At 67.2% G+C, this 23,234-nt stretch carries 28 protein-coding genes, 1 tRNA gene and 1 pseudogene; 14 read left to right on the forward strand and 16 right to left on the reverse strand.

The window, feature by feature from the left end; genetic code table 11:
* Positions 1–164 precede the first annotated feature (164 nt).
* Positions 165–602 (reverse strand): hypothetical protein, encoded by a 438-nt coding sequence (locus AX737_RS24810; protein ID WP_066925981.1) that lies wholly within the window; start codon positions 600–602, stop codon positions 165–167.
* Between the two features lie 260 nt (positions 603–862).
* Between AX737_RS24810 and AX737_RS24815 the strand changes: the two genes are divergently transcribed.
* Both AX737_RS24815 and AX737_RS24820 read left to right on the forward strand, forming a co-directional pair.
* A complete protein-coding gene (locus AX737_RS24815; protein WP_066925984.1) occupies positions 863–1,645 on the forward strand; it encodes an AMP-binding protein in 783 nt (260 codons plus the stop codon).
* Positions 1,646–1,715: 70 nt separating this feature from the next.
* Positions 1,716–2,513 carry an enoyl-CoA hydratase gene (locus tag AX737_RS24820; RefSeq protein WP_066925987.1) on the forward strand — a complete coding sequence of 266 codons (798 nt, stop codon included), beginning with the start codon at positions 1,716–1,718 and terminating at the stop codon, positions 2,511–2,513.
* Between the two features lie 18 nt (positions 2,514–2,531).
* Here AX737_RS24820 and AX737_RS24825 read toward each other — a convergent pair whose 3' ends face one another.
* Entirely contained in the window at positions 2,532–3,926 is a 1,395-nt protein-coding gene (locus AX737_RS24825) for a UDP-glucose/GDP-mannose dehydrogenase family protein (RefSeq protein WP_066925990.1), read from the reverse strand.
* A gap of 472 nt (positions 3,927–4,398) precedes the next feature.
* On the opposite strand from AX737_RS24825, the gene AX737_RS24830 reads away from it, so the two are divergent.
* A complete protein-coding gene (locus tag AX737_RS24830; protein WP_066925993.1) occupies positions 4,399–4,665 on the forward strand; it encodes a hypothetical protein in 267 nt (88 codons plus the stop codon).
* 33 nt (positions 4,666–4,698) lie between these two features.
* On the opposite strand, the gene AX737_RS24835 is transcribed toward AX737_RS24830, so the two are convergent.
* The 11 genes from AX737_RS24835 to AX737_RS24880 form a co-directional block, all read right to left on the reverse strand.
* Positions 4,699–4,776 (reverse strand) — tRNA-Pro (locus tag AX737_RS24835).
* A gap of 210 nt (positions 4,777–4,986) precedes the next feature.
* A complete protein-coding gene (locus AX737_RS24840; RefSeq protein WP_066925996.1) occupies positions 4,987–5,382 on the reverse strand; it encodes a RidA family protein in 396 nt (131 codons plus the stop codon).
* A gap of 224 nt (positions 5,383–5,606) precedes the next feature.
* On the reverse strand, positions 5,607–5,954 hold the full coding sequence (locus AX737_RS24845; RefSeq protein ID WP_156453941.1) for a hypothetical protein: 348 nt from the start codon (positions 5,952–5,954) through the stop codon (positions 5,607–5,609).
* A 176-nt stretch (positions 5,955–6,130) separates the two neighbouring features.
* Positions 6,131–6,328 carry a hypothetical protein gene (locus tag AX737_RS24850; protein WP_066926002.1) on the reverse strand — a complete coding sequence of 66 codons (198 nt, stop codon included), beginning with the start codon at positions 6,326–6,328 and terminating at the stop codon, positions 6,131–6,133.
* A gap of 83 nt (positions 6,329–6,411) precedes the next feature.
* Entirely contained in the window at positions 6,412–7,089 is a 678-nt protein-coding gene (locus AX737_RS24855; protein ID WP_082773282.1) for a peptidoglycan-binding protein, read from the reverse strand.
* 101 nt (positions 7,090–7,190) lie between these two features.
* Positions 7,191–7,724, reverse strand: a complete 534-nt coding sequence (locus AX737_RS24860; RefSeq protein WP_066926006.1) for a hypothetical protein — start codon at positions 7,722–7,724, stop codon at positions 7,191–7,193.
* A gap of 9 nt (positions 7,725–7,733) precedes the next feature.
* Complete coding sequence (locus tag AX737_RS33600) at positions 7,734–8,534, reverse strand: hypothetical protein (RefSeq protein WP_156453942.1); 801 nt, start codon at positions 8,532–8,534, stop codon at positions 7,734–7,736.
* A 3-nt stretch (positions 8,535–8,537) separates the two neighbouring features.
* Positions 8,538–10,217, reverse strand: a complete 1,680-nt coding sequence (locus tag AX737_RS24865) for a hypothetical protein (protein WP_066926009.1) — start codon at positions 10,215–10,217, stop codon at positions 8,538–8,540.
* Between the two features lie 30 nt (positions 10,218–10,247).
* Entirely contained in the window at positions 10,248–11,582 is a 1,335-nt protein-coding gene (locus AX737_RS24870) for a hypothetical protein (protein ID WP_066926011.1), read from the reverse strand.
* Positions 11,583–11,767: 185 nt separating this feature from the next.
* Positions 11,768–12,061 (reverse strand): hypothetical protein, encoded by a 294-nt coding sequence (locus AX737_RS24875; RefSeq protein ID WP_066926014.1) that lies wholly within the window; start codon positions 12,059–12,061, stop codon positions 11,768–11,770.
* On the reverse strand, positions 12,058–12,714 hold the full coding sequence (locus tag AX737_RS24880) for a hypothetical protein (RefSeq protein ID WP_066926016.1): 657 nt from the start codon (positions 12,712–12,714) through the stop codon (positions 12,058–12,060). Before AX737_RS24880 ends, AX737_RS24875 begins: the two co-directional genes overlap by 4 nt.
* A gap of 558 nt (positions 12,715–13,272) precedes the next feature.
* Between AX737_RS24880 and AX737_RS32560 the strand changes: the two genes are divergently transcribed.
* From AX737_RS32560 to AX737_RS33615, 10 genes are all read left to right on the forward strand, one after another.
* Positions 13,273–13,881: a LexA family transcriptional regulator gene (locus AX737_RS32560; RefSeq protein WP_082773283.1), complete on the forward strand. Its 609-nt coding sequence runs from the start codon at positions 13,273–13,275 to the stop codon at positions 13,879–13,881.
* A 3-nt stretch (positions 13,882–13,884) separates the two neighbouring features.
* The gene (locus tag AX737_RS33605; protein WP_156453943.1) at positions 13,885–14,637 is read left to right on the forward strand and encodes a hypothetical protein; all 753 of its coding nucleotides are present in this window, start codon (positions 13,885–13,887) and stop codon (positions 14,635–14,637) included.
* A 264-nt stretch (positions 14,638–14,901) separates the two neighbouring features.
* Positions 14,902–15,252 (forward strand): helix-turn-helix transcriptional regulator, encoded by a 351-nt coding sequence (locus AX737_RS24895; RefSeq protein ID WP_066926025.1) that lies wholly within the window; start codon positions 14,902–14,904, stop codon positions 15,250–15,252.
* Entirely contained in the window at positions 15,249–15,599 is a 351-nt protein-coding gene (locus AX737_RS24900) for a hypothetical protein (RefSeq protein WP_066926028.1), read from the forward strand. Before AX737_RS24895 ends, AX737_RS24900 begins: the two co-directional genes overlap by 4 nt.
* 3 nt (positions 15,600–15,602) lie before the next feature.
* Complete coding sequence (locus AX737_RS24905) at positions 15,603–15,833, forward strand: hypothetical protein (protein ID WP_066926030.1); 231 nt, start codon at positions 15,603–15,605, stop codon at positions 15,831–15,833.
* A gap of 2 nt (positions 15,834–15,835) precedes the next feature.
* Entirely contained in the window at positions 15,836–16,060 is a 225-nt protein-coding gene (locus AX737_RS24910) for a hypothetical protein (protein WP_066926034.1), read from the forward strand.
* A gap of 187 nt (positions 16,061–16,247) precedes the next feature.
* The gene (locus AX737_RS24915) at positions 16,248–17,420 is read left to right on the forward strand and encodes a site-specific integrase (RefSeq protein ID WP_066926036.1); all 1,173 of its coding nucleotides are present in this window, start codon (positions 16,248–16,250) and stop codon (positions 17,418–17,420) included.
* A gap of 259 nt (positions 17,421–17,679) precedes the next feature.
* Positions 17,680–18,444: a hypothetical protein gene (locus tag AX737_RS33610; protein WP_156453944.1), complete on the forward strand. Its 765-nt coding sequence runs from the start codon at positions 17,680–17,682 to the stop codon at positions 18,442–18,444.
* 88 nt (positions 18,445–18,532) lie between these two features.
* On the forward strand, positions 18,533–19,504 hold the full coding sequence (locus AX737_RS24920; RefSeq protein WP_156453945.1) for an ImmA/IrrE family metallo-endopeptidase: 972 nt from the start codon (positions 18,533–18,535) through the stop codon (positions 19,502–19,504).
* Complete coding sequence (locus AX737_RS33615) at positions 19,497–20,159, forward strand: hypothetical protein (protein ID WP_156453946.1); 663 nt, start codon at positions 19,497–19,499, stop codon at positions 20,157–20,159. The genes AX737_RS24920 and AX737_RS33615 overlap by 8 nt, the downstream gene beginning before the upstream one ends.
* Here the strand turns inward: AX737_RS33615 and AX737_RS24925 are convergent.
* The 3 genes from AX737_RS24925 to AX737_RS32565 are packed head-to-tail and all read right to left on the reverse strand — an operon-like array spanning position 20,139 to position 22,170.
* The gene (locus AX737_RS24925) at positions 20,139–20,726 is read right to left on the reverse strand and encodes a hypothetical protein (RefSeq protein ID WP_066926042.1); all 588 of its coding nucleotides are present in this window, start codon (positions 20,724–20,726) and stop codon (positions 20,139–20,141) included. The two genes, AX737_RS33615 and AX737_RS24925, sit on opposite strands and share 21 nt — an antisense overlap.
* Positions 20,723–21,556 (reverse strand): bis-aminopropyl spermidine synthase family protein, encoded by an 834-nt coding sequence (locus tag AX737_RS24930; protein WP_066926045.1) that lies wholly within the window; start codon positions 21,554–21,556, stop codon positions 20,723–20,725. Before AX737_RS24930 ends, AX737_RS24925 begins: the two co-directional genes overlap by 4 nt.
* A 26-nt stretch (positions 21,557–21,582) precedes the next feature.
* On the reverse strand, positions 21,583–22,170 hold the full coding sequence (locus tag AX737_RS32565) for an ATP-binding protein (protein ID WP_156453947.1): 588 nt from the start codon (positions 22,168–22,170) through the stop codon (positions 21,583–21,585).
* A gap of 735 nt (positions 22,171–22,905) precedes the next feature.
* On the opposite strand from AX737_RS32565, the pseudogene AX737_RS24935 reads away from it, so the two are divergent.
* Positions 22,906–23,234 (forward strand): annotated as a pseudogene (locus AX737_RS24935) (glycosyltransferase family 1 protein); the annotation flags it as partial.

Here is a 23,234-nt window from a genome sequence, read left to right on the forward strand (position 1 = left end):
AACCCGAACGTGTTGGGCAAAAGCGCAGCTTGCGGCGTCGGAAACATCGCGGGTCTTCCTGGATGCGGCGGAGCGGCCGCGGCTCCGGGATAGCCGACCCCCGGGATGCGGCCAAGCGGGCGCCGGTCGGTACTCCGAAAGACCGTCGCCCGTCGGGGGCCGTGCTACTGCGCCGGCTTCGGGGCCGGCGCACCGGCAGGCGGCTGGGGCGGCTGGGCCGGCGCCTGCGCCGGGGCTTCGCCGGGCAGCAGCACGTTCCTGGCGACGGTGCCCTCCGGCCCGTACTCGCCCGCCACCGCGACGCAGGCCTGCTCGCGGTTCAGCGCCATCTGGTTCGACATCAGCGCGAACATCGTCTGGACGCGGTTGCCGAAGGGGCCGCGGGGGGCGACGTCCTCGGGCCGGACGTTCTGCTTGGCCAGCAGCGCCTCGAACGCCTCGGTGCCGATCCGGTAGCCGCAGACGTTCGAGGCGGCGAAGATGTAGGCACTGAACTCGAGCGCGCGCGGGGCGGGCGCGTTGCGGATCTGCGCCCCGGCCGGCGCGGCGGCGAGCAGGGCCGCGGCGAGCGCCGCGGGGGCGACGGAAAGGAGATGGCGCATTCTCGGATGTCCTCGGCTGCGCGGATTCTATCGATCCGCTTGGCGACGTCCGGGATAGATCGGCAGGGCGCCCGGGGCGAGATGTCCCGTGCGCGCACCGCGTCCTTGTCCATCGGCATCCATCGTAGTGCCCGCCGTCGCGCCGGCCGGCCGCGCCCGAAAAGAGCATTCGCGCCGGTCGCGGAGGGAAATCTTAAGACCTCGGCCGCAGGTCTTGGCCAATCGTCCTGCGACGAAGCACTCCCCAGGGCTGGAAACGCATGCTGCACGCCGCTCACCGCCGCCCCGACATGCCCCGGCCGGCCGTCGCGCCCGGCCAGGCGGGTTTCTCCGCGGTCCGGTCGCACGGCAGCCTGCCGCAGCTCGTGGCGGAGGCCGCCGCGATCCACGGTCCGGCACCGGCCTTCGCGGGCCGCGAGGGGGGGACGACCTACGCCGCGCTCGGAGCCGTGCTTGCCCGCTACGCGCGCTACGCCGAGGCCGAGGGGGTCGGCCGCGGGGACACCGTCGCGCTGCTGACGGGTGCCGGCGAGCGCCACGTCCTCTGGCTCGGCTTCGCGCTCGCCGGCGCCCGGGTCGCGCTGGTCGATCCGGGGCTTGCCGGCCCGCGCCTCGCCCGCGTCCTCACTGCCGTCGGCGCGCGCCTGATCGTCGCCGATCCCGAGCGCGCCGAGGCGATCCGGGACCTGCCCGCGCTGATGCCCGAGATGCCGGCGGTGCGCTGGCACGGGCCGGGCGCGGACTTCGCCCGGATCGACCTGGAGGCCGCCGAGTACGAGGCCGGCCCGCTCGCCGGACCCGACCGGGCCGGTCCGGACGACCCCGCCCTCGTCGCCTGTTCGGGCAACCGGGGTGGCGCCCCGACGCTCGAGACGGCCAACCACCGCCAGATCCTGGCCTGGGCGCAGGGCGCGAGCCTCGGCCTGCGCCGGGCGGGCGAGGTCTGCCCGGCCGCGTTCCGCGACCTCGCCGAGGTCTGCGGCGCGCTCCTGCGCGGCGACGCCGCGATGCCCGGGGCGGCGCCCGCGGGCGCCCTGTGCTAGACCGGAACCGCCACGAGTCCGAGCCCCCCGGCGCGGTTCGCCGCGCGGGTTCCAGCGAAGGTTCACGCCGATGTCGGCCGCCGCGATGCCTGCCCCGGAAGACCTGGTCCTGCGCGCGGACGCGGACGGGATCGCCACGCTGACGCTCAACCGCGGCCATGCCCGCAACGCCCTCTCGCTCGGGCTGATGGCGGCGCTCCACGGCGCGCTCGATGCGATCCGCGACGACCGCGCGGTGCGCGTGGTAGTGCTGCGTGGCGCCGGGCCCGCCTTCTGCGCCGGGCACGACCTCAAGGAGATGCGGGCCGATCCCTCCGCCGGCGCGGTCGAGGCGGTGTTCGCCGCCTGCTCGGCCTTGATGCTCGCGATCATCCGGCTGCCGCAGCCGGTGATCGCCGAGGTGCACGGCATCGCCACGGCCGCGGGCTGCCAGCTCGTGGCGACCTGCGACCTCGCCGTCTGCGCGGAGGAGGCCCGCTTCGCCACGCCCGGCGTGCAGATCGGCCTGTTCTGCTCGACCCCGATGGTCGCCCTGTCGCGGGCGGTCCCGCGCAAGGCCGCCCTGGAGATGCTGCTCCTCGGCGAGCCGATCGAGGCGGCCGAGGCACTGCGCATCGGGCTCGTCAACCGAGTGGTCCCGGCCGCCGACCTCGCGGCGAGCGTGCAGGCCATGGCGGCCCGCATCGCCGCGAAGGCGCCGCGCGTCCTCGCGATCGGCAAGGAGGCCTTCGCGCGGCAGAACGAGCTCGGGCTTGAGGAGGCCTACGCCTACGCCTCGGCCGTGATGACCCGCAACATGCTGATGGACGAGGCGGCCGAGGGAATCGACGCCTTCCTGCAGAAGCGCCCGCCGCGCTGGGAGGCCTGAGCGGGCGCCGCGCCTCGGTCAGGCCGGCGAGGCGGCGAGCGGCGTTCCGATCCGCGCGCCGCGGCGGGCGCTCCGGGCTCGCGCGAGGCGGGCCCGCGGCGCTGGCGGTGTCGCGCGGCAGCCGACGCCGATGTGGTGGAAGCCGGCCTCCGCCGCCGCCTCGGGCGCGATCAGGTTGCGGTAATCGACCAGCACGTCGCCGGCCATCCGCCGCCGCAGGCGCGGCAGGTCGAGCGCCCGGAAGGCGTCCCACTCGGTGATCAGCGCGAGCGCGTCCGCGCCCTCGGCGACCGCGTAGGGATCGGGCACGCAGGTGATCTCCGGCATCAGCGCGCGGGCCTGCTCCATGCCCTCCGGATCGTAGGCCCGGACGTCCGCGCCCTCGTCGAGGAGCGCCGTGAGGATGGTGAGCGCGGGCGATTCGCGCATGTCGTCGGTGTTCGGCTTGAAGGTCAGGCCGAGCACCCCGATCGTGAGACCGCGCACCGAGCCGCCGCAGGCCTGGATCAGCCGGCGCGCCATCCGGCGCTTGCGCTGCTCGTTGGCCGCCGCCACCGTCTCGACGATGCGCGTCGGCGCACCGAGGTCCTGGGCCGACTTGATCAGCGCCTGGATGTCCTTCGGGAAGCACGAGCCGCCGAAGCCGGGCCCGGCCTGGAGGAAGCGCGCGCCGATGCGCCGGTCGAGCCCGATGCCGTGGGCGACGTCGTGGATGCTGGCATCGGCCTGCTCGCAGAGGTCCGCCATCTCGTTGATGAAGCCGATCTTGAGGGCGAGGAAGGCGTTGGCGGCGTACTTCACCAGCTCCGCCGAGCGGCGCCCCGTGAACAGGATCCGCGTGCCCGCCTCCAGGGGGCGGTAGAGGTTGCGCATCACGGCGCGCGCCCGCTCGTCATCGGTGCCGATCACGATGCGGTCGGGCGCCTTGAAGTCGGCGATGGCCGCGCCTTCGCGCAGGAATTCCGGGTTGGAGACCACCGCGAAGGAGGCCTGCGGGCGCAGCGTCTGCAGGATGTGCTCGACCCGGTCGCCGGTGCCCACCGGCACGGTCGACTTGGTGACGACCACCGCGTAGCCCTGGAGCGCGCCCGCGATCTCGCGGGCGCAGGCGTAGACGTGCGCGAGGTCGGCGTGCCCGTCACCGCGCCGGGCCGGGGTGCCGACCGCGATGAAGATCACCTCGGCGTCGCGCACGGCCTCCGCGATGTCGGTGCCGAAACCGAGCCGCCCGGCCGCGACGTTGCGGGCGACGAGCGTGTCGAGATGCGGCTCGTAGATCGGCATCCGCCCCGCCCTGAGCGACGCGATGCGCCCCTCGTCCCGGTCCACGCAGCGGACCGTGTGGCCGAGGTCGGCGAAGCAGGCGCCCGAGACGAGACCGACATAGCCGACACCGATGATCGCCACCTGCATGGTGAAGCACTCCGTCCGCCGCGCGGCGGATCGACCGCGCCCGGACGGAGCATGTCGCGCCGCAGCAGGGAGCGTTACGCCTCTTAACGGGTAGGCCGCACACCTGTCCGGGCTAGTCCGAAGGCGCGCCGGCCCGGCCGCGGACGCGTCCGACCGGGCCGGGACGATCCGGCTCCCGGAGCGCGTCGCGGCATTCCAGCCGCCATCTCGCCCGAGATGGTCCGGGCGCCGATGCTCGGCCTTCATACCGGCCGGCACCGGGGCGACCGGCGCGTCCTTCCCGGGAGCGCCTGCGACGGCCGCGCGATCAGGCTGCGACAGGGCAAGGGCAAGGACGTGGGCAAGGCCCACGTCTCCGTGCCGGCCACGCGCGCGCTGAAGGCCGCGCTGGAGGAGGCGCCCCATGGCGTGACGATCCTGCTGGCGCCGGTTTCACGAGGTCCGGTCCGAGACGCGCGAGGCGGCCGGCATCGTGGACGACCTGCACGTCGACGACCTGCGCGGCACGGCGGTGACGATGCGGGCCGAGGCCGCCGGCTCCGTGCCCGAGATCGCGACGATCACCGGCCACGCGCAGAGGATCCTCGACCGGGATCTCGCCCGCAAGGGCATACTCGCCGAATCAGCGATAGCGAAGCTCGACGAGCACCGGTGGGACCGGTCGCGGCCTAAACGGGAATATGGGGAGATCGTAGGAGGCCCAAGTTTGCAAACCGTTCTGCAAACCGCCTCCCCGTGACTCAGAGGACGGGGGCTCAGTCACTGGAATTTATGGTCGGAGCGAGAGGATTCGAACCTCCGACCCCTAGTCCCCCAGACTAGTGCGCTAACCGGGCTGCGCTACGCTCCGACGCCCCTTAGGGCAGGCGGGTCATAGCTTTAGCGGTCGGGAGGCGCAAGCCCCTAGCGGAGCCAGATTGGCAGGAAAGCGCAGCGAACGGCCGGGCTACGCGCCGATAGTCCCACGGAAGTCCCACAGGGTGTTCCAGCGCTGTTCCCGCGGGCGCGGTGGCGGATGGACCATCCGCCCCTCGCCGTAGAGAAGGCCTAGATGGCGTGGTTAGTCGGCATTCCCGGAGCCGCGCTTACGTGCGGTCACCTCGATTTCGATCTTGAGGCGGCGGTCAATCAGACCCGCCTCAATCATAGTGGCGGCGGGGCGGGCCTCTCCAAAAGCCTCCCGAAGCGCAGGCCAGCAGGCGGAGAAGTCCTCTGCGGATGGTAGGATGTAGCGCACTCGGACCACATCGGCGAAGGTCGCCTCAGCCTCTCGCAACGCGTGAGCGATATTGGCCAAGCACTGTGCGGCTTGATCCGCAACGTCCTCCGCGATGGTCATCGTAGCATAGTCGAACCCGGTCGTGCCCGATACGAATATCCACTCGCCGTCAACGACAGCGCGGGAATAGCCGATTTCATGCTCGAACGACGAGCCGGACGAGATGAGGCGACGCATCGCATTCTCCAAAACTATCAAGTCAATCTGCCCACAAAGCCTCACTTTCTGCAATAGGTCGGAGAATGCCACATCCTGAACAGGGTGTGAGGAGCGGAATAGGGGCAAGGTCGTCACTCCCGGTGTCTCGACACCCTGCAGATGGATGGAAGGGGCATTCCTTAAACGCAAAAGGCGCCCCCGGCCGAAGCCGGGGGCGCCCGAAATCCGGTGTGGTAGCGCGGCTATCCCGCGCCCTTGATGCCGACGACGCCGGCGACGGCGGTGCCGATGGCGGAGAGGATCCAGGCGATCGCCTTCCAGATCCGGCCCTCCACGGTGGTCAGCCGCTTGTCGAAGCCGTCGAGGCGGTCGTGGAGCGCCTTCTCCTTCAGCTCGATCTCGGCGCGCGGCACGAAGGTGCCGATGCGCTCCATCAGCTCGCGGTGCTGGGCCGCTGCGGCGGCCTTCGCCTCGTCGGCCGTGCGCATCATCGCGTCCTGGCGCGCCGACATGCCGGCGATCGCCACCAGGATGCGGACGTCCGTCGGCTCGCCGGCCGCCAGGTCGAGGCTCTCACGCGCGGTGGTCATCGGGATGCTCCGGCTGGCGAGGGCCGGCCGCTCGGCCGGCGTCGGCGTGGTGGGCGGGGGAAGCCGTCGGCCCAGCTCGGCGCCGATCGCGCGGAGCGCCGCGCGCATCTGGACCGGCGGGGGTGAACCCTCCCCCGCGGTGGGGGAGGGTCCGAGGCGGCGCGGGGCCGCGCGGGTCACGCGGCGGGGTTCTTCACGCCCTGCAGGACGCCGGCGAGGAGCGCGCCCACGCCGCTGACGACGGCGGTGACGGTGGCGGCGGTGGCCGGATCCGACAGGAAGGCGCCCAGCGCCGGCTTGCCGACGGCGACCGACAGGACGCCGGCCATGGTGAGGACGCCGGCGACGACGCCAGGGGTGACGAACTTCATCATCGTGGTGGACTCCGGAGGATGCGCGGCTGGACCCGGCCGGCTCGGGAATGGCCCGGGAATATTTCCGCCCGGATCGGACAGGGTCAGGCGAGGCGGGCGGCCTGGACGTGCATCCAGTCCATGTTCCGGGCCCGGCCGAGGGAGACCCAGCCCTCCGCCTCCCAGATCCGCCAGAACTCGGCGGCGTCGGGCTGCGCCAGGCGCGCGCGGTCGCGGCCCCACGCGAGCTGGTTGCGCTCCGGATCGAAGTCGATCGCGATGCCCCAGCTGTGCATCGAGTAGGCCGTGCCGCCCCGCATCTTGCGGACGTTGAGCGAGCCGCCGAACACGTCGAGGCCGATCCGCGCCCGGGCCGCCTCGTCGTAGGCGGCGGCGATCCGGGCGAAGGCCCGGGCGGCGGAGTCGTGCACCGTCTCGTGGACGCTGATATTCCGCACCGTGCTCGCCTTGTCCCAGGCCAGCCGCATCGGGAAGGGCAACACCAGCGCGGTCTGATGCTGGCCGACCGCACCGTAGACGCGCAGGCAGTCGGCCTGGAGCGGCCAGACGGCGGCCGGCCGGGCCGGCGCGGGGATCAGCGCCGCCAGGGCGGCGGCATCGGCCCGCCCGCTCGCGGGCAGGCCCGCGGCGAGCTGGAAGGCCTTCAACGCGGCCTCGGTGCGCGGGCCGGCATCGCCGTCGTCACCCCGGCCGGACGGGCCGCCTGTGCCGAGGTCGTAGCCGCGCGCGATGAGCGCGCGCTGGATCGCAGCGACGTCCATGGTCTCTCTCACGATGTCAAAGAGCGAGGGGGGAGGGGGAAAGCGTCAGCCGCCCGCCGTCAGGCGAAACGGCCGGTTTGTCAGGCCGGATGGGCCGTTCGTCAGGCTGCTAGGCGCGCGGCGGCGCCCACGGCGGCGGCCCGGCGCAGGCTCTCGTCCACCTCCTCGGCAGAGAACCCGAACGCCTCGCGCCGAGCCAGCAGCTCGGCCCGGAACACGTCGTTGGCGTATTCCCAGCGCTGCCAGACGATCAGGCCCTCGACCGTGCCGCTCTCGCGCGCGGCGATCACCTTGGCCTCGACCTCGGCGAACCGGCCCCAGAGGATCAGGCCGACGCGCCAGTCCGAGTTGGTGACGCTCGCCGGTACCGGGTCCGGCTGCGGTGCGGGCGCGTCCGCCAGGGAGAAGGCCCGGGTCGGCACGCCGTCGCGGTTCTCCAGCGGGCCCGGCACCACGATCTTGCCGGCCGGCGGCGCGGGCGGCTCGACGATCTCCGCGATACCGGCGCCGGCCAGTTCCGCGGGGGTGGCCCGTTCCAGCCAGTTGCTTGGCCGGCTGATCCGGTCGCGATCCACGAAGGCGACGCCGTGGAACACCTCGACGGCCGCGCCGTCGAGATCGATGAAAGCGGGCATGTCGGGTCCTCAGATCGTGGGAGCGGCGGATTTGTAGGGATGGCCAGCGGGCAGAGACGCGGCGAGGTTGAAGCTCCACGCCAGATAGCCCGTGAGCTTATCGCGCTCTTCCTGCGTAAGAATGCGATTGAGTATGAGGCATGATTGTATAACCCCGCCCCAATACGTTCCGCTGATAATCCCGGACCCGGGCCAGTTGCCGACAGTTCCGGTGCTACCGCTCGGAGTGCTTGTTGTTGTCAGGCTCTTCTGAGAGGTCGCGCCGTTTTGCGTTACAGAAACGAGGGGGTTGGATCCCTGCGCCTGCTCGGCGATGACAATTCTATCAAATCCACTCCAAGTAATACCATTATCTAAATCTGACGCCCAAGTACCATATTGAACGCTAGACCCCCTATTAATCTCCTGAACGCACCGCATCTGATTGTTAGAACGCTGTCCATAACCGATGCCGCCGGCCGTATTATTCGTGGGTCGCCCAACCACGACCATCGTTGAAGCGGCCGAGTCAACTGGCAATCCCGCGGTGGAGAACGTCAGAACATCGTCCGAGCCGTCGAAGATAAGGCCGCCGGTGCTATTCCGTGCCGAAGCCGAGTAGATGGGTCTTGCGCCTCCGGTCGCCTGTGCCGCATGCCGAGCGGAAGCCGACTTGTCCGACCATTGCGAGACCGCGCTGTTCGCGTCCCGCACCATGGTCGCCGGATCCCGTCCGTCGAGCCAGAGCAAGAGATCCGTGCCGAATTGCGCGGGCGTCCAGAGCGAGGCGCCACTCGCCACCATCATCGTGGGCGAAGGAAAGGGGTACATGGCTCAGACCCCCTTCTTGATGCCGACGAAGGACAGCCGCGGCGTCGCGGCATCCACGCACAGGAAGGTCAGCGCATCCTCGGCGTTCGCCGCGGTGCTGAGCGTGGGCGGCCCGTCCGCCCCGAAGTTGAAGGCCGAGGTGTAGGAGCCCGTGCGCCCGCCCGTGGCGTCCTGCTTGGCGCGCAGCACGTAGGTCAGGCCCTCGACGAGGTTGGTAGGCGTCTGGAACGTGGTGTTGGTCGTCAGCGTGATCCTGGCGTTGAAGCCGAGCGCGGCGTTCCAGGCCGGTGCGGCGCTGGCCGCAAGCGTCTGCGGCACCTGCGCGTCGCGCAACGCCTTCGCGGTCACGATCTTGCCCGTGTCGGTGCCGGCCCAGATGTCTGCCGTCGTCGCGTAGGAGGCCGCGGCCTTCGCATCGAGCGCCGCCTGCAGGCCGGCGACGTCGCCGATCGCGACGGCGAGCGCCGCCTTCAGGGCCGGCCCCGTGATCGCGCCCTGCAGGCCGACCACGGAGATGACCTGATCCGAGCTGTCGACCTTCTCCCAGTAGGTGCCGTCGGAGACCGCCCAGTCGCCGACCTGCCAGTCGGTGATGCTGCCCTTCGGGCCGGCCAGCGCCGTCGTGCCGGCGGTCAGGACGATGTAGTAGGCGCCCTTGTTCGCGGCCGAGGGCGCCGCCAGGGTCGGGCTGTTGGCCGCGGCGTCCCAGCCGCCCTGGTAGCGCACGGTCCCCAGGAGGGCATCGGGGATCTGCGCGGCCAGCAGCTTGCCGGTGGAGCCGTCGAGGGTCGCGGCGCCGCCGGCGACGCCCGCGGTGAGCTGCGCGGCCGAGCCGAGCCCGAGGTTCGCTCGCGCCCCGGCTGCCGTGGTGGCGCCCGTGCCGCCGCGGGCGAGGCTCTGGACGTCGTAGGTCCAGGCGGAGACGCCGTCCGTGGTGAGCAGGAAGTCGGTGTAGGGCGCGGCGAAGACGGCCGCGGCGGCGCCGTTGAGCTTGTCCGTCCCGGCCGCCTGGATGGTCAGGGTGTTGGCCGCCGAGATCCCGCCGGCCTGATCCATGATCCGGAGGGTGGCGCCCGGGTTCAGGGCGCTGGCCGCCGGCAGGGTGAAGACACGCGGCCCGGTGAGCGCGGCGGTGAGCGCCACCGTCCTGTCGCCGGCCAGGATGGTGTAGGCGGCATCGCCCCGGGCGGTGAACTTCTCCAGTCCGAGGTTCGCCCGGGCGGCCTTCGGGTCGGCGAGGTCGGAGAGGTTCGAGGCCTTGGCCGTCTTCTCGCTGTCCACCTCGGCGAGGGCCGCCTGCACGTTGGTGGCCGCGATCTGGCCCGTGGGCGCGAAGCTGATGCCGCCCGCCGCGTTGGCGCCGCCACCGGCTTGCTGCACGTCCTGGATCGCCTTGGTGCGCGCGGCCTCGATATCGGTGAGGGCGCCGCCCCGGGCCGTGCCGATCGCGCCGGTGGCCGAGGTCCTGGCCGTGGTGATGTCCTGGAGCGCGCCGGTGGCCGCACCGGTGATGCTGGTGACGCCGGCGGCGGCCGCTGCCTGGACGTCGGAGACCGCGATCGCGTCCTTGATCTTGGACGTGGTGATCGCGAGCGTGACCAGATCGTCGAGCGTGGAGGCCGCCGAGACGGCATCCATCTTCGCCTGGACCACAACCTGGTAGTGGCTGAAATCGAGCGCCATTCCGCTGCCTCGGGAGGTTGCGCGCGGGCGTCAGAGCGACGCCAGGGCGAGGATCTTGAGCTTGTTCGACCACTCGGTGCCGGAGCCGTCCGGCTTCACGGCGAGCACCCGGCCGCGGTCGCCCGGGCCGATCAGCGGCAGGCCCGACACGGCCTCGGCGCTGGCGGCGGCGGCCTCGGCGCGCTCGGCGAAGTCCTCGGAGGCGTCGCGATAGCCGCGGGTGGTGTCCCGGGCCGCCACGGCGGTGTCCCGGGCCCCGGTCGAGACCGCGACGGCATCTTTCACCGCCTGCAGGGAGCCGTAGAGGGCGACGCCGTCGTCGCGTGCCTTCTCCGCGCCCCGGCGAGCCGTCGCGGCGGCGCCGGCGGCGGCCTCGGCGCCGGTGCGCGCCGCGGTCGCCACCCCCGCCTGCGTGGCAGCGGTGCCGGCAGCGGTCACGGCCGTGCTGCGCGCGGCCTGCGTGTCGGCCGGCGCCGAGAGGCCGGTGTCCCGTGCCGACTCCGTCGCAGTCTTCGCCACCAGGGTCGTGTCGCGGGCGGCCTCGGCGCCGGTACGGGCGGTGGTCGCCAGCCCGGCCTGCGTCGTGGCGATCCCGCCTTGCGTCGTGGCCGTGGCGGCGTTGGTGTCCGAGGCGAGCTTGTCGGCCCGCACCGCCGTGCGGTCGGCCGCGGTGGCCACCGCATCCGCGTCGGCCGCGACGCGGTCCGCCCGCACCGCGACCCGGACGGCCGCCGTGGCTACGGCATCGGCATCGGCCGCGAGACGATCGGCGCGCACCGCCGTGCGGTCGGCCGCCGTTGTAGCGGCATCGGCATCCGCGGCCGCCCGGTCCGCTCGCACCGCGACCCGGTCGGCCGCCGTGGCGGCGGCATCGGCGTCGGCCGCGAGGCGATCGGTGCGCGCGGCGGCGCGGTCGGCCGCCGTGGCGGTGGCGTTGGTGCTCGAGGTCGCGGCGGCCGTCGTGGCCAAGCCCGCCTGCGTCGTGGCGGTGCCGGCGGCAGCCTGCGCCTGCGCCGCGGCGGTCTGCGCCTCCGTGGTGGTCTTGGTGGCGTAGGGTGGGCGCTGGTTCGCTGAGACGGATTCGTCCTGCCAGGGCGGGTCGAGCACCAGGGTGGCGAAGACGCCGGCGATCCGCGCCAGGTGCTTCACCCGGGCGAGGTCCGCCACGCGGCGCAGCATGCGGTGCGCGTCGTGCGTGTTCCCGCTGCGCTCCAGGTAGGCGACCACGGGCCCGAACAGCTCCGGATCCCGCTCGGCCGCGTCGTAGACCGCGTTGATCTTGTCGAGGTGTCCGTGGCTGATCCCGGCGAGCGTCGCGATCTGGCCCCGAACCTCGCCGGTTTCGGGCCGCCGACCTCCCGCCAATTGGCGGATGGTCCCCCCGGCCTTTTTCCGCGCGGCAGCATCCACCCGTAGTTGCGGGGAGAGGTTGAGCCACAACTGCCGGATCTGAGCCGGGCGCAGGGGGGACCGTTGACGCATGACACGCCTTAGGAATCGATTCGGATTCGGAGTCGGGCTGGGGAAACGGGAGTGTCGGCGCCGGGCCGTCACGACCGTCCGGAAGGTTGCCGGCGCGCCGGTGCCGGCACGCCTGCGGCGTCGAACAGATCGATGGGTGGTCCGGCCGGCCGGGGCCGGCGGACCTGCTCTTCGGGATCGGGCCGGCCGGAGCCGGGGCTCATCACGTCCGGCGGCTCATGCCCGGGCACGTACCAGCGGCCGAGCTGATAGCCGTTCGAGGCCTCCCGGCCGCAGCCGCAGCCGCAGCTGCAGCGATGCACCGGCGGGTCTTGCCGCGGACCGGCCTGGCCGCCGAGGTGGGTGAGCTTCGCCGTCCTCATGCGGCGCCCCCGAATCCGATGCCGCACAGGCTCCAGCGCCCGGCATTGGCTGCGGCCTCGGCGCGGGTGCGCGCCAGCTCCGCCTCGAGGCGCGCCTGGTCGGCGAGGATTCGCGCGCCCTCCAGCCAGCGCTCGTCCGCGTCCGGTACGACGGCCGCCAGGACCTCCGGCCCGTAGGCGAACACGAAGGCTAGTAGCGTCGTGCCGTTGCCGAGGGACTCGCGCCGCAGGATCGCCGCAACCGTATCGACCGGCAGGCGCGTGAGGGCGGCGGCATGCTCGGCCGTCTTCACCGGATGCCGGGCGCGCAGGAAGTGGGCGAGCCCGGTCGCGTCGACGGTGTGACGCCGGCGCAGGGGACAAGGTGCGCTCGCACCGCCGATCGCGTGCGCCTGTCCGCCCGGCGGCGCCAAGCTCTCGGCGGGGGAGGGCGGGACGGCATGCGCGGTGAGATCGGCGGGAAACAGCGCGGCGAGTGCCGCATTCAGCTCGGCGACGGCGCCGATCGTCTCGTCCGGCAGGGCCTGGACCCGCGCCAGCGCGCCGGCGAGCTGCCCGGCGAGCCCCGCGCCGGCCGCCTCGCCGGCTGCGATCGCGGACGCAGTGTAGGTGGTGAGGGTGGCGCAGAGGCCGTCCAGCCATGGCGTCGTCACGGCCGCGACCCTGCTTGGTCAGCACGGATGGGACTTTGCGCGCACGGGTCGACAGTCCCATCCGGCCCGTTAGCGGAGGGGCGACGCTCTGGCGACCGCTCCAACGCTGCCTCGCGCTCGGCGCCGGACCGGATGACGGCTGCGATCCGCAAGTCGATCCGCTGATCCAGCCAGCGCAGCGGGAAGGCGAGCAAGCGCATCATTAGGCGGCCCTCGCAGACGGATCGTACAGATCCGCCGGGGGCGGCTTGGCGCCCTTCGGCATGTCGAAGAGATCGGGTCGCATGTGCCACCGAGGGATTTCACCGGCGGTCGCCTGCTCGATCGCAACAGCGATCTCGGCCGAGCACTGCTCGACCTGTTTGCAGAGCTGGGAGACCCGCGGTTGCGAGATGGCCAAGGCACGCGCAAGGCGCGCTTGGCTTCCGGCTATGCGGACCGCCCGCCGGATCATCGGGCGGGTATCGACCATAATCAAACGATAAGTGAGATTATCAGAGTCATCAATAAGTCGACTTAAGGCGCAGACCTATAAGTTTTCTGATAGGCATACGAGCTATGATCGAGCACGAGCGCATCGTGGCTCGGCGCGCCGAGCTGGGAATGAGCCAAGCAGAATTGGCTCGTCTCGTTGGCGTGTCTCAGCCAGCCATAGTCGAGATCGAGAAGGGGCGAGTCCGATCAACAAAGTTCGTTCGGGAACTCGCCACTGCTCTCGATTTGAAGCCCCGTGATATCGACCCTGCATACCTCGACTGGACACAGGCGATCGCAAATGATGGCGCGGGGGAGCTTTCGGTCTATGCATTGACCCCTGGCGACGCCTACGGCGAGATCTTAGCGGACCCCGTCAATTCGATCCCGAGGCCTGCACAACTGCAGCGTGTTCCTGGGGCATATGCACTGCAAGTGCCGGATGACGCGATGGCCCCAGAGTTCGAGGCTGCCGACATCCTCTTGGTCAACCCTCATCATCCGCCAATCTCGGGGTACAGCTACCTCTTTCGGGATGACGCAAGTCCGAGCGCTCTACTCAGGCGCCTCAAGGCTTTTGACGCCACTCGATGGAGTGTCGTCGCCTGGACGGCCAATCCGACCCCGACATCGTTGTCGCGCTCAGATTGGCCCATATGCCATAGAATAATCGGCAAATTTTCTAGGGGATAGACCATGGCACGGCTTGAACTTGTCGCTGGCAATTTCGGCACTGGACGAGCCGATTGGATCAATTTTGAGTTTCATCTTCCGAGGCGTGTCAAGCTACCAGTCGAAGAGATCGCCTCGGTCGAGGAAAACGGCGACTACCTGGAGCGATCCGTCCTCGGTTTCCTCAAGGGCGGCGCCAGCGGCGCTATTGGTCTTGGTGCAACTGCCGCAGCTGTAGGGCTCTTCGCCGCGCCACTCGCTGCGGTGGGCGCCATCGGGCTGACGGCCGCAGCCATAGGTGGCGGCATTGGCGCTTTCGGCGGCAGCGTCGAGCGCAAGGTTCTTCTACAGGTCGTGGCCCTAGATGGCCGTGGCTTCGTCGCGATCTGTGAGAAGGAGGTGCCGGCGGAGATCCGTAAAGCCGTCAGCGTGGTTCATGCACTCAGGATGCGTCAGCCCGCAGTGACGACAGAGACACCGAAGCCCGTGCGGTCCTTGTGGGGGCGCGCACCCAGGCCAGTTGCGCCGGCTGCTATTGTTGCAGCAACGACGATCGCTGCACCAGGGGTTGCCGCAGCCCTGCCTGCTCCGAGCCAGACCGTCGAACTTACGCAGGACAAGGAAGGTGTATTCTCAATCGCTACCGACGCAATCACATCGGTGGCTGAGTCCGCAACTAGCCTTGCCGGTGATGCCTGCGTCGCGGCTACGGACGCCGCGGGTGACGCATGGGCGGCTTTACGCGCTCGTATCCCATGGTCTGGCAGCTCTCGATGACTGTCGCGAACGTGCACCGTTCGACGGTCGAATGAACGCTCGATAGGCGCTGATAACATAGCTTATTGACAGCAAAATAAGCGCCCTTATAGTCGCCGCATCCCAGACAGGATGCGTCCATGCCGCTTCACGTCCAACCTTCTCCGGACTTTGGCCTCGCCGCTAGCGAATGGCCGATTTGCGCGGCAGTTGTCGTGGCCCGACAGCTCAACGAGGCCCCGGGCCAGATCGACGACGCCATCTCCCTCGCGGTGGCCTGCTGACATGGCCGGCCTGAAGCCCATGGAGGCGGATGTTCGCCTTGGGGCCCGCCTGAAGCGTCTTCGCGACGGAGCCGGCATCACGCAGCGCCAAGCCGCCGAGGTGGTCGGGGTCTCGGCAGCGCAGTTCCAGAAATACGAGAAGGGCACCAACGCGATCAGCGACTTGTCCCTGGCGAAGGTCGCCCGGCTCCTCGGGCGGCCGATCACGGATTTCCTCGACGCGCTCGAGGCGGACGCTCCGGAGGACTGCGCTACCGACGATCTGATCCGGACGGTCACCGGCTCGGTAATCGCGCACCTCGCGAGCCTCGAGGGCCGCGCCCTGATCGCAGGGGCGACGAGGCCGGCATGAGCGCGCCGCGCGCCCTTCGCGGAGAGCTGGACGACATCCGGTTCGACTGGCCGCGCGGCCTTCTGGTGGCGCACGTCGTCCTGCCCTGGCACGAGTTCGACTCGTTCACCCGCGGCGTCGGGACGCCGGGCAACGCTGTCGCCGTCCTGGCCTGCACCGCACCGACCTATCCTGACACCGACACCGACGCCGATGCGCTCGCGATCGCCGAGCTCGAAGCGCTGAGCGCCCTGCTCGGCGAGGGCAAGGTCCGCGCAACTCCCGCCTTCCTCGACCGGCTCGGCCGGCTGATGGCTGCCGCCAACCGGCAGGTCCTGCCGCAGGCCGATCCCGCACCGCCGGAGTGAACCATGGCCTACGACGTGGTAAAGCAGACGCATCCGGGCGCGCCCGCGGCGATCGGCGCGCGCGTGCGGGAGAAGATCTCCGGTCGCGAGGGGCACATCGTGTCGCCGCGCGCGGGCGATGCCGGCGTCCGTGTGAAGTTCGACGGCCAGTTCATGCCGGCGAGCTGCGACCCGCTCACGATCGAGTACGCCAGCGAGCCGCCGGCGCCGGCACCGCCCTGGCAGGGACGCTGACCATGGCGGAGCCCGGCCGGGATCCCGAGATGCTGGACGCGCTGCGCCGCCTCGCCGCTCTCCTCGAGGTGCCGGTGGAGGCCTTCGAGGCGCTGGCGGACGATTACGGCCGCCGCATCGCCCGGGCCTACCTCGACGTCGACGGCGCGGCCAACCGGCGCGCGCTGGCCGACACCGTGGTGGCGATCGCCGGCACCATGAACATTCGGGCGGCCGGCGGACGATGATGGTGTCCGACCTCCTCCCGGCCGACGAGGCCGCCGCCTGGCTCCGGATGGGCCGCCGCACCTTCGACGCGCACGTCGCGGCCGGCCGCATCACCTACATCGTCGTCGGGCTGGGCTTGAAGCGGAGCCGCAAACGGTTCGATCCTGCCGACCTGCAGGCGTTTCGCGACTCACAGAGGCGAGCCGAATGTCCGTCTACAAGCGGAACGGTGCGGAGACGTACAGCTACGATTTCTACGTCCGCGGTCGTCGATTTTCAGGCACTACTGGCGCAACGACGAAGCGCGAGGCGCAACGCGCGGAGGAGCGCGCCCGCGAGATAGCCAAGGCCGAGCTGCGGCAGGTGAAGCCGCTGAAGCACGAACCGATGACGTTCGAGGTCGCGGCCTCGCGCTACTGGACCGAGATTGGCCAACACCACGCGGGCGGCGGCGACGAGAACACCCTCTGGTCCCTGGCCTGGCTCAAGCGCCAGATCGGCCCGGCCCGGGGCCTGCCGGACATCGACGACGCGGTCGTGGCCGGCATCGTCGCCATTCGCCGGGGCGAGACGGTCCGCTCCGGCCAGAACCGCCGGCCGGGCAAGAAGCCCGCGAGCCCCCCGCGGCTCGTCTCGCCGGCAACGGTGAACCGCTCCGTCATCGAGCCCTTGCGCAAGATCCTCAACCGGGCTCGGCGCACCTGGAAGGAGCCGGTCGCGGACATCGCCTGGCGGGACCACATGCTGCGGGAGCCGCGCGAGCGGATCCGCGAGCTGCAGGCAGAGGAAGAGGCGCGGCTCTTCGCAGCCCTCAGGCCGGACTACCACGCGCCCGTCCGCTTCGCCCTGCTCACCGGCCTGCGCCTCGGCGAGGTCCCGCGGCTGCGCTGGACGGACGTGGATTTCGGCGGGCGGAAGATCACCGTCCAAGGCAAGATCGCCACGGTACCGCTGGCGCCAGCGGTCCGCGACCTGCTCTGGGCCCTGCGCGCGGACCATGAGGCGGCGGTGTTCACCTATGTGGTCGCGCGCGGCCGGAAGCGAGGCGAGCATCTCCCCCTGACGCGTGCGGGCCTGCAGACCGTCTTCCGCCGCGCCGCGGCCCAGGCCGGCGTGCGCAATTTCAGCTTCCACGACAACCGCCACACCGCCGCCACGCGCGTCCTACGCGCGACCGGCAATCTGCGCCTCGTCCAGACCATGCTGCGCCACGACCAGATCACCACGACGACGAAGTACGCCCACGTGCTGGATGACGACCTGATCGCGGGTATGCAGTTGGCGGCTGAGCGGTCGGCGGCAGCCCGCGAGAAGCTGGAGGTAGGAAAACCGGTTGCCGGCGCGGTGCGGCGGGTTGGCTGCGCCGAGCCAAACGGTTAGGGACCCGCGTCCTTCCTCGGTGGCGTGCCTTCCGGATCGCAGCGGTCCATTACAACCAACAGGCGGCACTGATCGCGGACGGGTAAATGCAAAGCGGGACCTGTCAGCGCGCAGCGCGCTATATGGCACCGCTTAACCACCCCCTATCCACACCCATATCACCGGCTTATGCAAGACTCCGAGCAGTCCACTTGCGCGGAAGATTGAAAATTCGTGCCAAAAATGTCAATCTGTAAAAAGTGGTTTGAGGAATAAGCCAGTGTTCAACCTGCTACATTCTGGCCGCCCTTCCCATCAAAGCTCGACCATACCTGGCGGCGAAACTTACGTCTGCTGGTCCCGCATGCAGGCTGAGGCTGGTCAGCTTCTCGATGAGATCATTGCCCGCAAAGAGAGAGAGCGTCGTGCGAGCGGCGGCGTGTTTCTGTGGGGAGTTGGCAACGCACCGTCGAGGCTGATCAATTCCCTTGCGCGACTCAGCGTCTCTGTGCCGGTGGTATTCTCAGCCATGAAAACCAAGCCGAAGTCAGCTGACTTAGCTCCACTCAGGACGGTGGCTTGGCGGAAGTACGTCGACGAAAATGGGATAGAGCGTCCGCTGCCGGCGAGCAGCCTCGTCACAAGCAGGGGCGATAGCGCCCTCGGCGTGAAGGCCCGGCACTACGCCCTGATGTGCTATTCTGACACACCGCTCTCTCTCAGCCGGGGTATCCCGTTTGATCCAACTGCATATCGCAACGCGGGTGGAGCAGGAGCGCCGGTCGGCGCGTCACAAGTTACAGCTCTCTTGAAACAAGTGGACAAGCCGGCCGCAGCATCAAGTTACGAGGTCAACATCGCAGCTTGGCTGACAAGCGGCTATTGGGTACGGCTTTCAGATCCCATAGAGCTTAACACCAAAACGATCAGCGAAATTGCCAGCTTCGACGGTGGTACAGACCAGTGGCTCGATCTGGTCAGGCGCGCACGGGGTGGAACTGCTGCTCGGCCGCGCAAGATAACGCAGACAGAACTGCTTCTCTAAGGTTGCGTCATGCCCGCCCTTTTGCCATGTTGATAGCCATAAGGCAGCCAGGGGCCGTAGGCAGGCGTTGGACTCGGATAGCTCGAACTTGAGGCGCAGCCTACGGCAGGCCGGCCTGAGCAAACAAGCAATCGACGCCGCGTGGCCTACGTGGTGGAGCGACGAAGCCTCTGGGGACGCCTCAGGGCGCGCTGAGCTGCGCTTTGCGCTCGCGCGCAAACTCGGCGTTTCGCCCAAGGGCCTCCTTGGCGAACGCGTCGAGTTTGTCTGGAATGATGATGCGAAGTTCAAGCATCTCTCAACGGAGAACCCTGAGCAGCGGGCCGCCCTTGCCTCTTTTGGCGTTTCGCTTGGGCGCCTGCTTATTCGAACTGCGCCCCAGCACACAGATCTCACCAACTTCGATGCGTCGGCAATTCGCGACATCATACTTGCCGGCCAGCAGTATGTTGATCTGCCAGGCCTACTAGCTTTCTGCTGGGGGATTGGAATACCAGTTGTCCATCTACGCGTATTGCCGCTAGATACCAAATCAATGCATGCAATGGTGGTCCACATCAAAGGTCGGTATGCCGTACTTCTAGGACGGGACGCAAACTACTTAGCACCAGCAGCATTTACTTTGGCCCATGAGCTCGGACATATCTTCCGGTCGCACCTGACCGAGGCGCCAGCGCTTGTTGATCTCAAGGATCCTGCTCTCGAAAGGGACGCCGACGAGCAAGAGAGGGAGGCTGACGAGTTCGCCTTGCAACTCTTGACAGGTCGGTCGGCACCGGAAATCACCACAAGCATTAGAGACTTCAACGCGCCTACTCTAGCAGCAGCCGTTCTTAGAGCTGCGCCGTCTTACAGGATTGAGCCTGGGACATTAGCACTTTGTCTTGCACATCAACAAGGCGCTTGGGCGAGAGCTATGTCGGCTTTGAAGTTTATATACCCTAAGGCAGCTCCAGTTTGGACGCTAATCAATACGATTGCGAGCAAACAGCTTGACTTCGATAAAATCAGCCTGGAGAATGCCGACTACCTATACAAAGTGATGGGCGAAAGTGTCTAGCGGCATTATAATTGACAACGATGTTGTTCTCAAAGTGTGCGCTTATCGCCACCATGGAGAAATGCTGGCAGCATTTAATGTCGGCGGCCTTTCGGTCTCTATTTTGAATATTGCACGCTTCACAATTCGCTCTCACTTGGCTCGACCGGGTCGCATCATTGATCGAGCAAGCACGGCCGCTGCGTTTGAAGAACTGCTGAATTACGTTGAACTTCTTGAGCCTACCTCCGAAGAGATCGAACTTGCTGCGGAACTTGAAGAAAGAGCAAGCTCTGCTGCCCTAGATTTTGATACTGGGGAGAGCCAGCTGGTCGCCATCCTCATATCGCGTGCTGCGGCCCTTTTGGTCACTGGCGATAAGCGAGCCATCGTCGCATTGGCTGGCATTGCACTGCATGAGGTGACTGGACGAGTTGCATGCCTCGAGCAGTTGGTCACAGTTCTTCTTGCGGGGGAGCGATATGCCGGTTTACGCGAATGCGTATGCGCAGAACCGCATGCCGATCGCGCAGTTACAAACTGCTTCGCATGCAGAAATGCATCAGTGACCGTCGAAGATATCTTCGACGGTCTCAGCAGTTACATTTCCCATTTACGAAGAGAGACAAACGGTTTTCTAATTCCTAATGAACAACTATTCACGATAGTTTCTTAGAAAGACTGCGTACGGTTCAGCCATTTCCGCGACCAAGTTTATCGGCCGCTCAAATTTGGTCGGATCTTCGTTGACGAGCACGGGCTGATCGAGAACCTCTAGGCACGCCTTATCAACACGGCCATTGATATAGCGGCTACCAAGATTTCCGCTGCTGCGCCCAACCGGCACAAAGGTTTGGTTTAGCGGCAGCTTGAAGTCCGCGGTTTGCAAATCACGGATCACGAGCGCGAAGCGGGATCCCCTCACTTCGATATCCTCCGGGATTTCCCGCCAGTTGATGTTGTCAGCTGAACATTCGGCCGCACAGAGTGGTTCGGCAAAATGGTTCGAGTCCATTTCCTCCATCACAAGATGGATGGGCTTTTTACGCTCAACGAAATTTCGTGCAAATGGCTGAACCATTGTGCTTGGGTGACACGTGTTGCCACCATAGCCCCACATTGTGTAGCCTACTTTGTCAATCTCTTTGCGCTTACGTGCTATGATATCTACGAGCTCTTCATGCGCGTGTGTCCCCACCTTCATATATAAAAGTCCAGCACCTGGACGAAAAATTTCATTCATCCTTCTTTCTCCAATAGCTCGAGGGAGTATTCTTCCTCAGGTGCCTTACCATAATCCGGGCGCTTTTTCTCCCGCACAAACAGCACTCTAGGCTCCTGTGACTTCCCATAGAAATTCCGCAGCTTCTCAGGGTCAGTTACCGCCTCACTTTGGGTGAAGTTGGAGCTGTTCCCTGGCAAAGCACTGACAAATAAATTGCAAGACTTTAAATCCGGTGCATCATCGAGATGGTACTCGTGTAGCTTCCGTTGCATTCGTGATACATAAAAACCCTGCTTTGAGGCGTACGCTTGAACGTTGGCGAGTACCTGTTTGGGCCATGGAAGTGCATCATCATCTGCGATGACGATCATGCCGTCACCTTCATATCGGACGGCTTCAAACCCACGTTGCACGAAAACGTTCACACTCTCACCGTTGTTTGAAGCGCCCCAAGGTGGATTTGTGTAGAAGCAGTCGTATTTGCTACGATCAGGAAATGCACCAAGGCAATTGTATAACTCGGCATCAAGGTTCTCAAGCCGCTCACGATCGGCAAAACGCTTGACAGCCTGAACAGTCCGTTCGTCAAAATCAAATACTGTAATTTTCGTTGGACCAAAGTCTAAAACTCCCCGCGCCTGAAGATATGCAACGCAAACACTCACTGCATCACCGTCACCTATGAACGCTAGTCTCCTCCCCGCAGCCCACTCTGCCACGATTTCACTCTGCATCACCATATCGCCGGTCTTCATATGGATCTGATCAAATTCGCGTAAAGGTCGTGGCCGGTTTTGCACGACATCCGATACAGCGTTCACAGCCGCCCTAAGATCGACCTGCTTCATTTATCATGCCCTATAGATAGATGAGTTTAATTTGAAACCCTGCGAACCAAATCTTCTACTAGCTCCGCCCGATCACGGTTAGTATCAAACATATAAACTGGACATCCGACGCATATCCCAAAGGTGCAGGCGACGGATGCCTGCATGAAACTATGAATCCGTGCTTGCTCAAGCGAGATCATGGGTCTGCCCGCGGGATCATCTGCTATACGTCGGACTGTTATTTCAGGATCGACGTAAAATAGCCAAATTTCATCGGGGCGCAGAAGTCGAAATCTTTCCGCCGAGAAGGCGGTTACTCGAAAGCCGTATTGTTCCTTTGTAACAGGATGGCTGTCAATCACAGTCGGCCCCGTCGCCCTGCTCTCGACTGTCCATTCCAGCAAGCGTTCATCAAGCGCTTCGATATGGGACGGCAGCACAACGCCGGCTGACAAGCTCCGAAGCTCGTTCTGGTCCTTCAGTATAACCCCAGCGCTTTTCAGAAAATTTGTAAGACGCTCACCGTACTCCCAAACATTTAACCCCGCCACCCGCTCCTTCAATAGAGACATGGTAGAGCTTTTACCGGCTGCCGGGGCGCCAGTCACATAAATTGCTTTGTGATAAGGCACGGGAGCCCCTTAAGTCCTTTTCCGCGAAGGGTCTAAACAACCTGCTACATGCCAGCTATCCAGTCAAGGCATGACCAGTTATTTGACAGGAGGCTAGACTAACTAGTGTAATCCGAAGCATATCTGCTTCGCCCATGAAGGAGAACGCCCTATAAACGGGAATACAGGGAGTTGCCGTACAACTTGGAGCGAAACCTAAGGTTTGGATACTTCAGGTGTGATTGTCCGAAATCGGACGGATCCTGTTCGCGTATCTGCCGGATGCCCGTGCCAACTGAGCCCGAAATTCCAGCTTGGTCTCGCAGCCGTCCGCGAGCTGCCATGAACCCAACCAAGGTCGTGACGGCAGAGGATATCGGTAGCGCCGCGGACCGCGTCCAACTGGATGATGACGCAGCCACAAAGTGAGGTGGCTTTAGGCCAGCAGACAGGCCTCGGAACGAGGCTGGGGGCGGCCGATCCCACGGCAAACCCCACCGAAGGGGTTTAAGCGCTAAAAAAGCTGCGGATGTAGGAGCTTGCGGGGAAGGCTTATCCGCCCCCCAGACTAGTGCGCTAACCGGGCTGCGCTACGCTCCGACGCCCCTGAGGGCGAGCGGGGATGTAGCGGCCGGCTTGAGCTTGCGCAAGCCCCTTCCGCAGACACGCGACGGAACGGTCTGGTTCTTCCGGTCCGGCGCGGGTAACCCGGCGGTGTGCGGGTCCCGCCGCGGGGCCCTGCGATGCCGGAGTTCCATGACATCCCTCTCGACCCGCCCCGTTGCCGTCGACATCACGCGCCTCGTCACGCGGCTGCGCCACGCGAGCCCGTCGGGCATCGACCGGGTCGATCTCGCCTATGCCCGGCACCTGCTGGCGCAGGCGGGCGAGCGCTTCGGCTTGGTGGCGACGGCCGTCGGGCCGCGCGTGCTCGACCGCGCGGAGGCCGCGGGCATCGTCGAGGCGGTCGCGGCAGGTTGGGCGGAGGACGGCGCGGCCGAGGCCGACCCGGTCTACCGCGCCCTCGCGGCGCGGATCGGTGGCACGCCCGGGCCGGTGCCGGGTCCGCGCGCGGCGGGCGGGCG

This window comes from Methylobacterium sp. CCH5-D2, from assembly GCF_001556475.1.
In the GTDB taxonomy this organism is placed as follows: domain Bacteria; phylum Pseudomonadota; class Alphaproteobacteria; order Rhizobiales; family Beijerinckiaceae; genus Methylobacterium; species Methylobacterium hispanicum.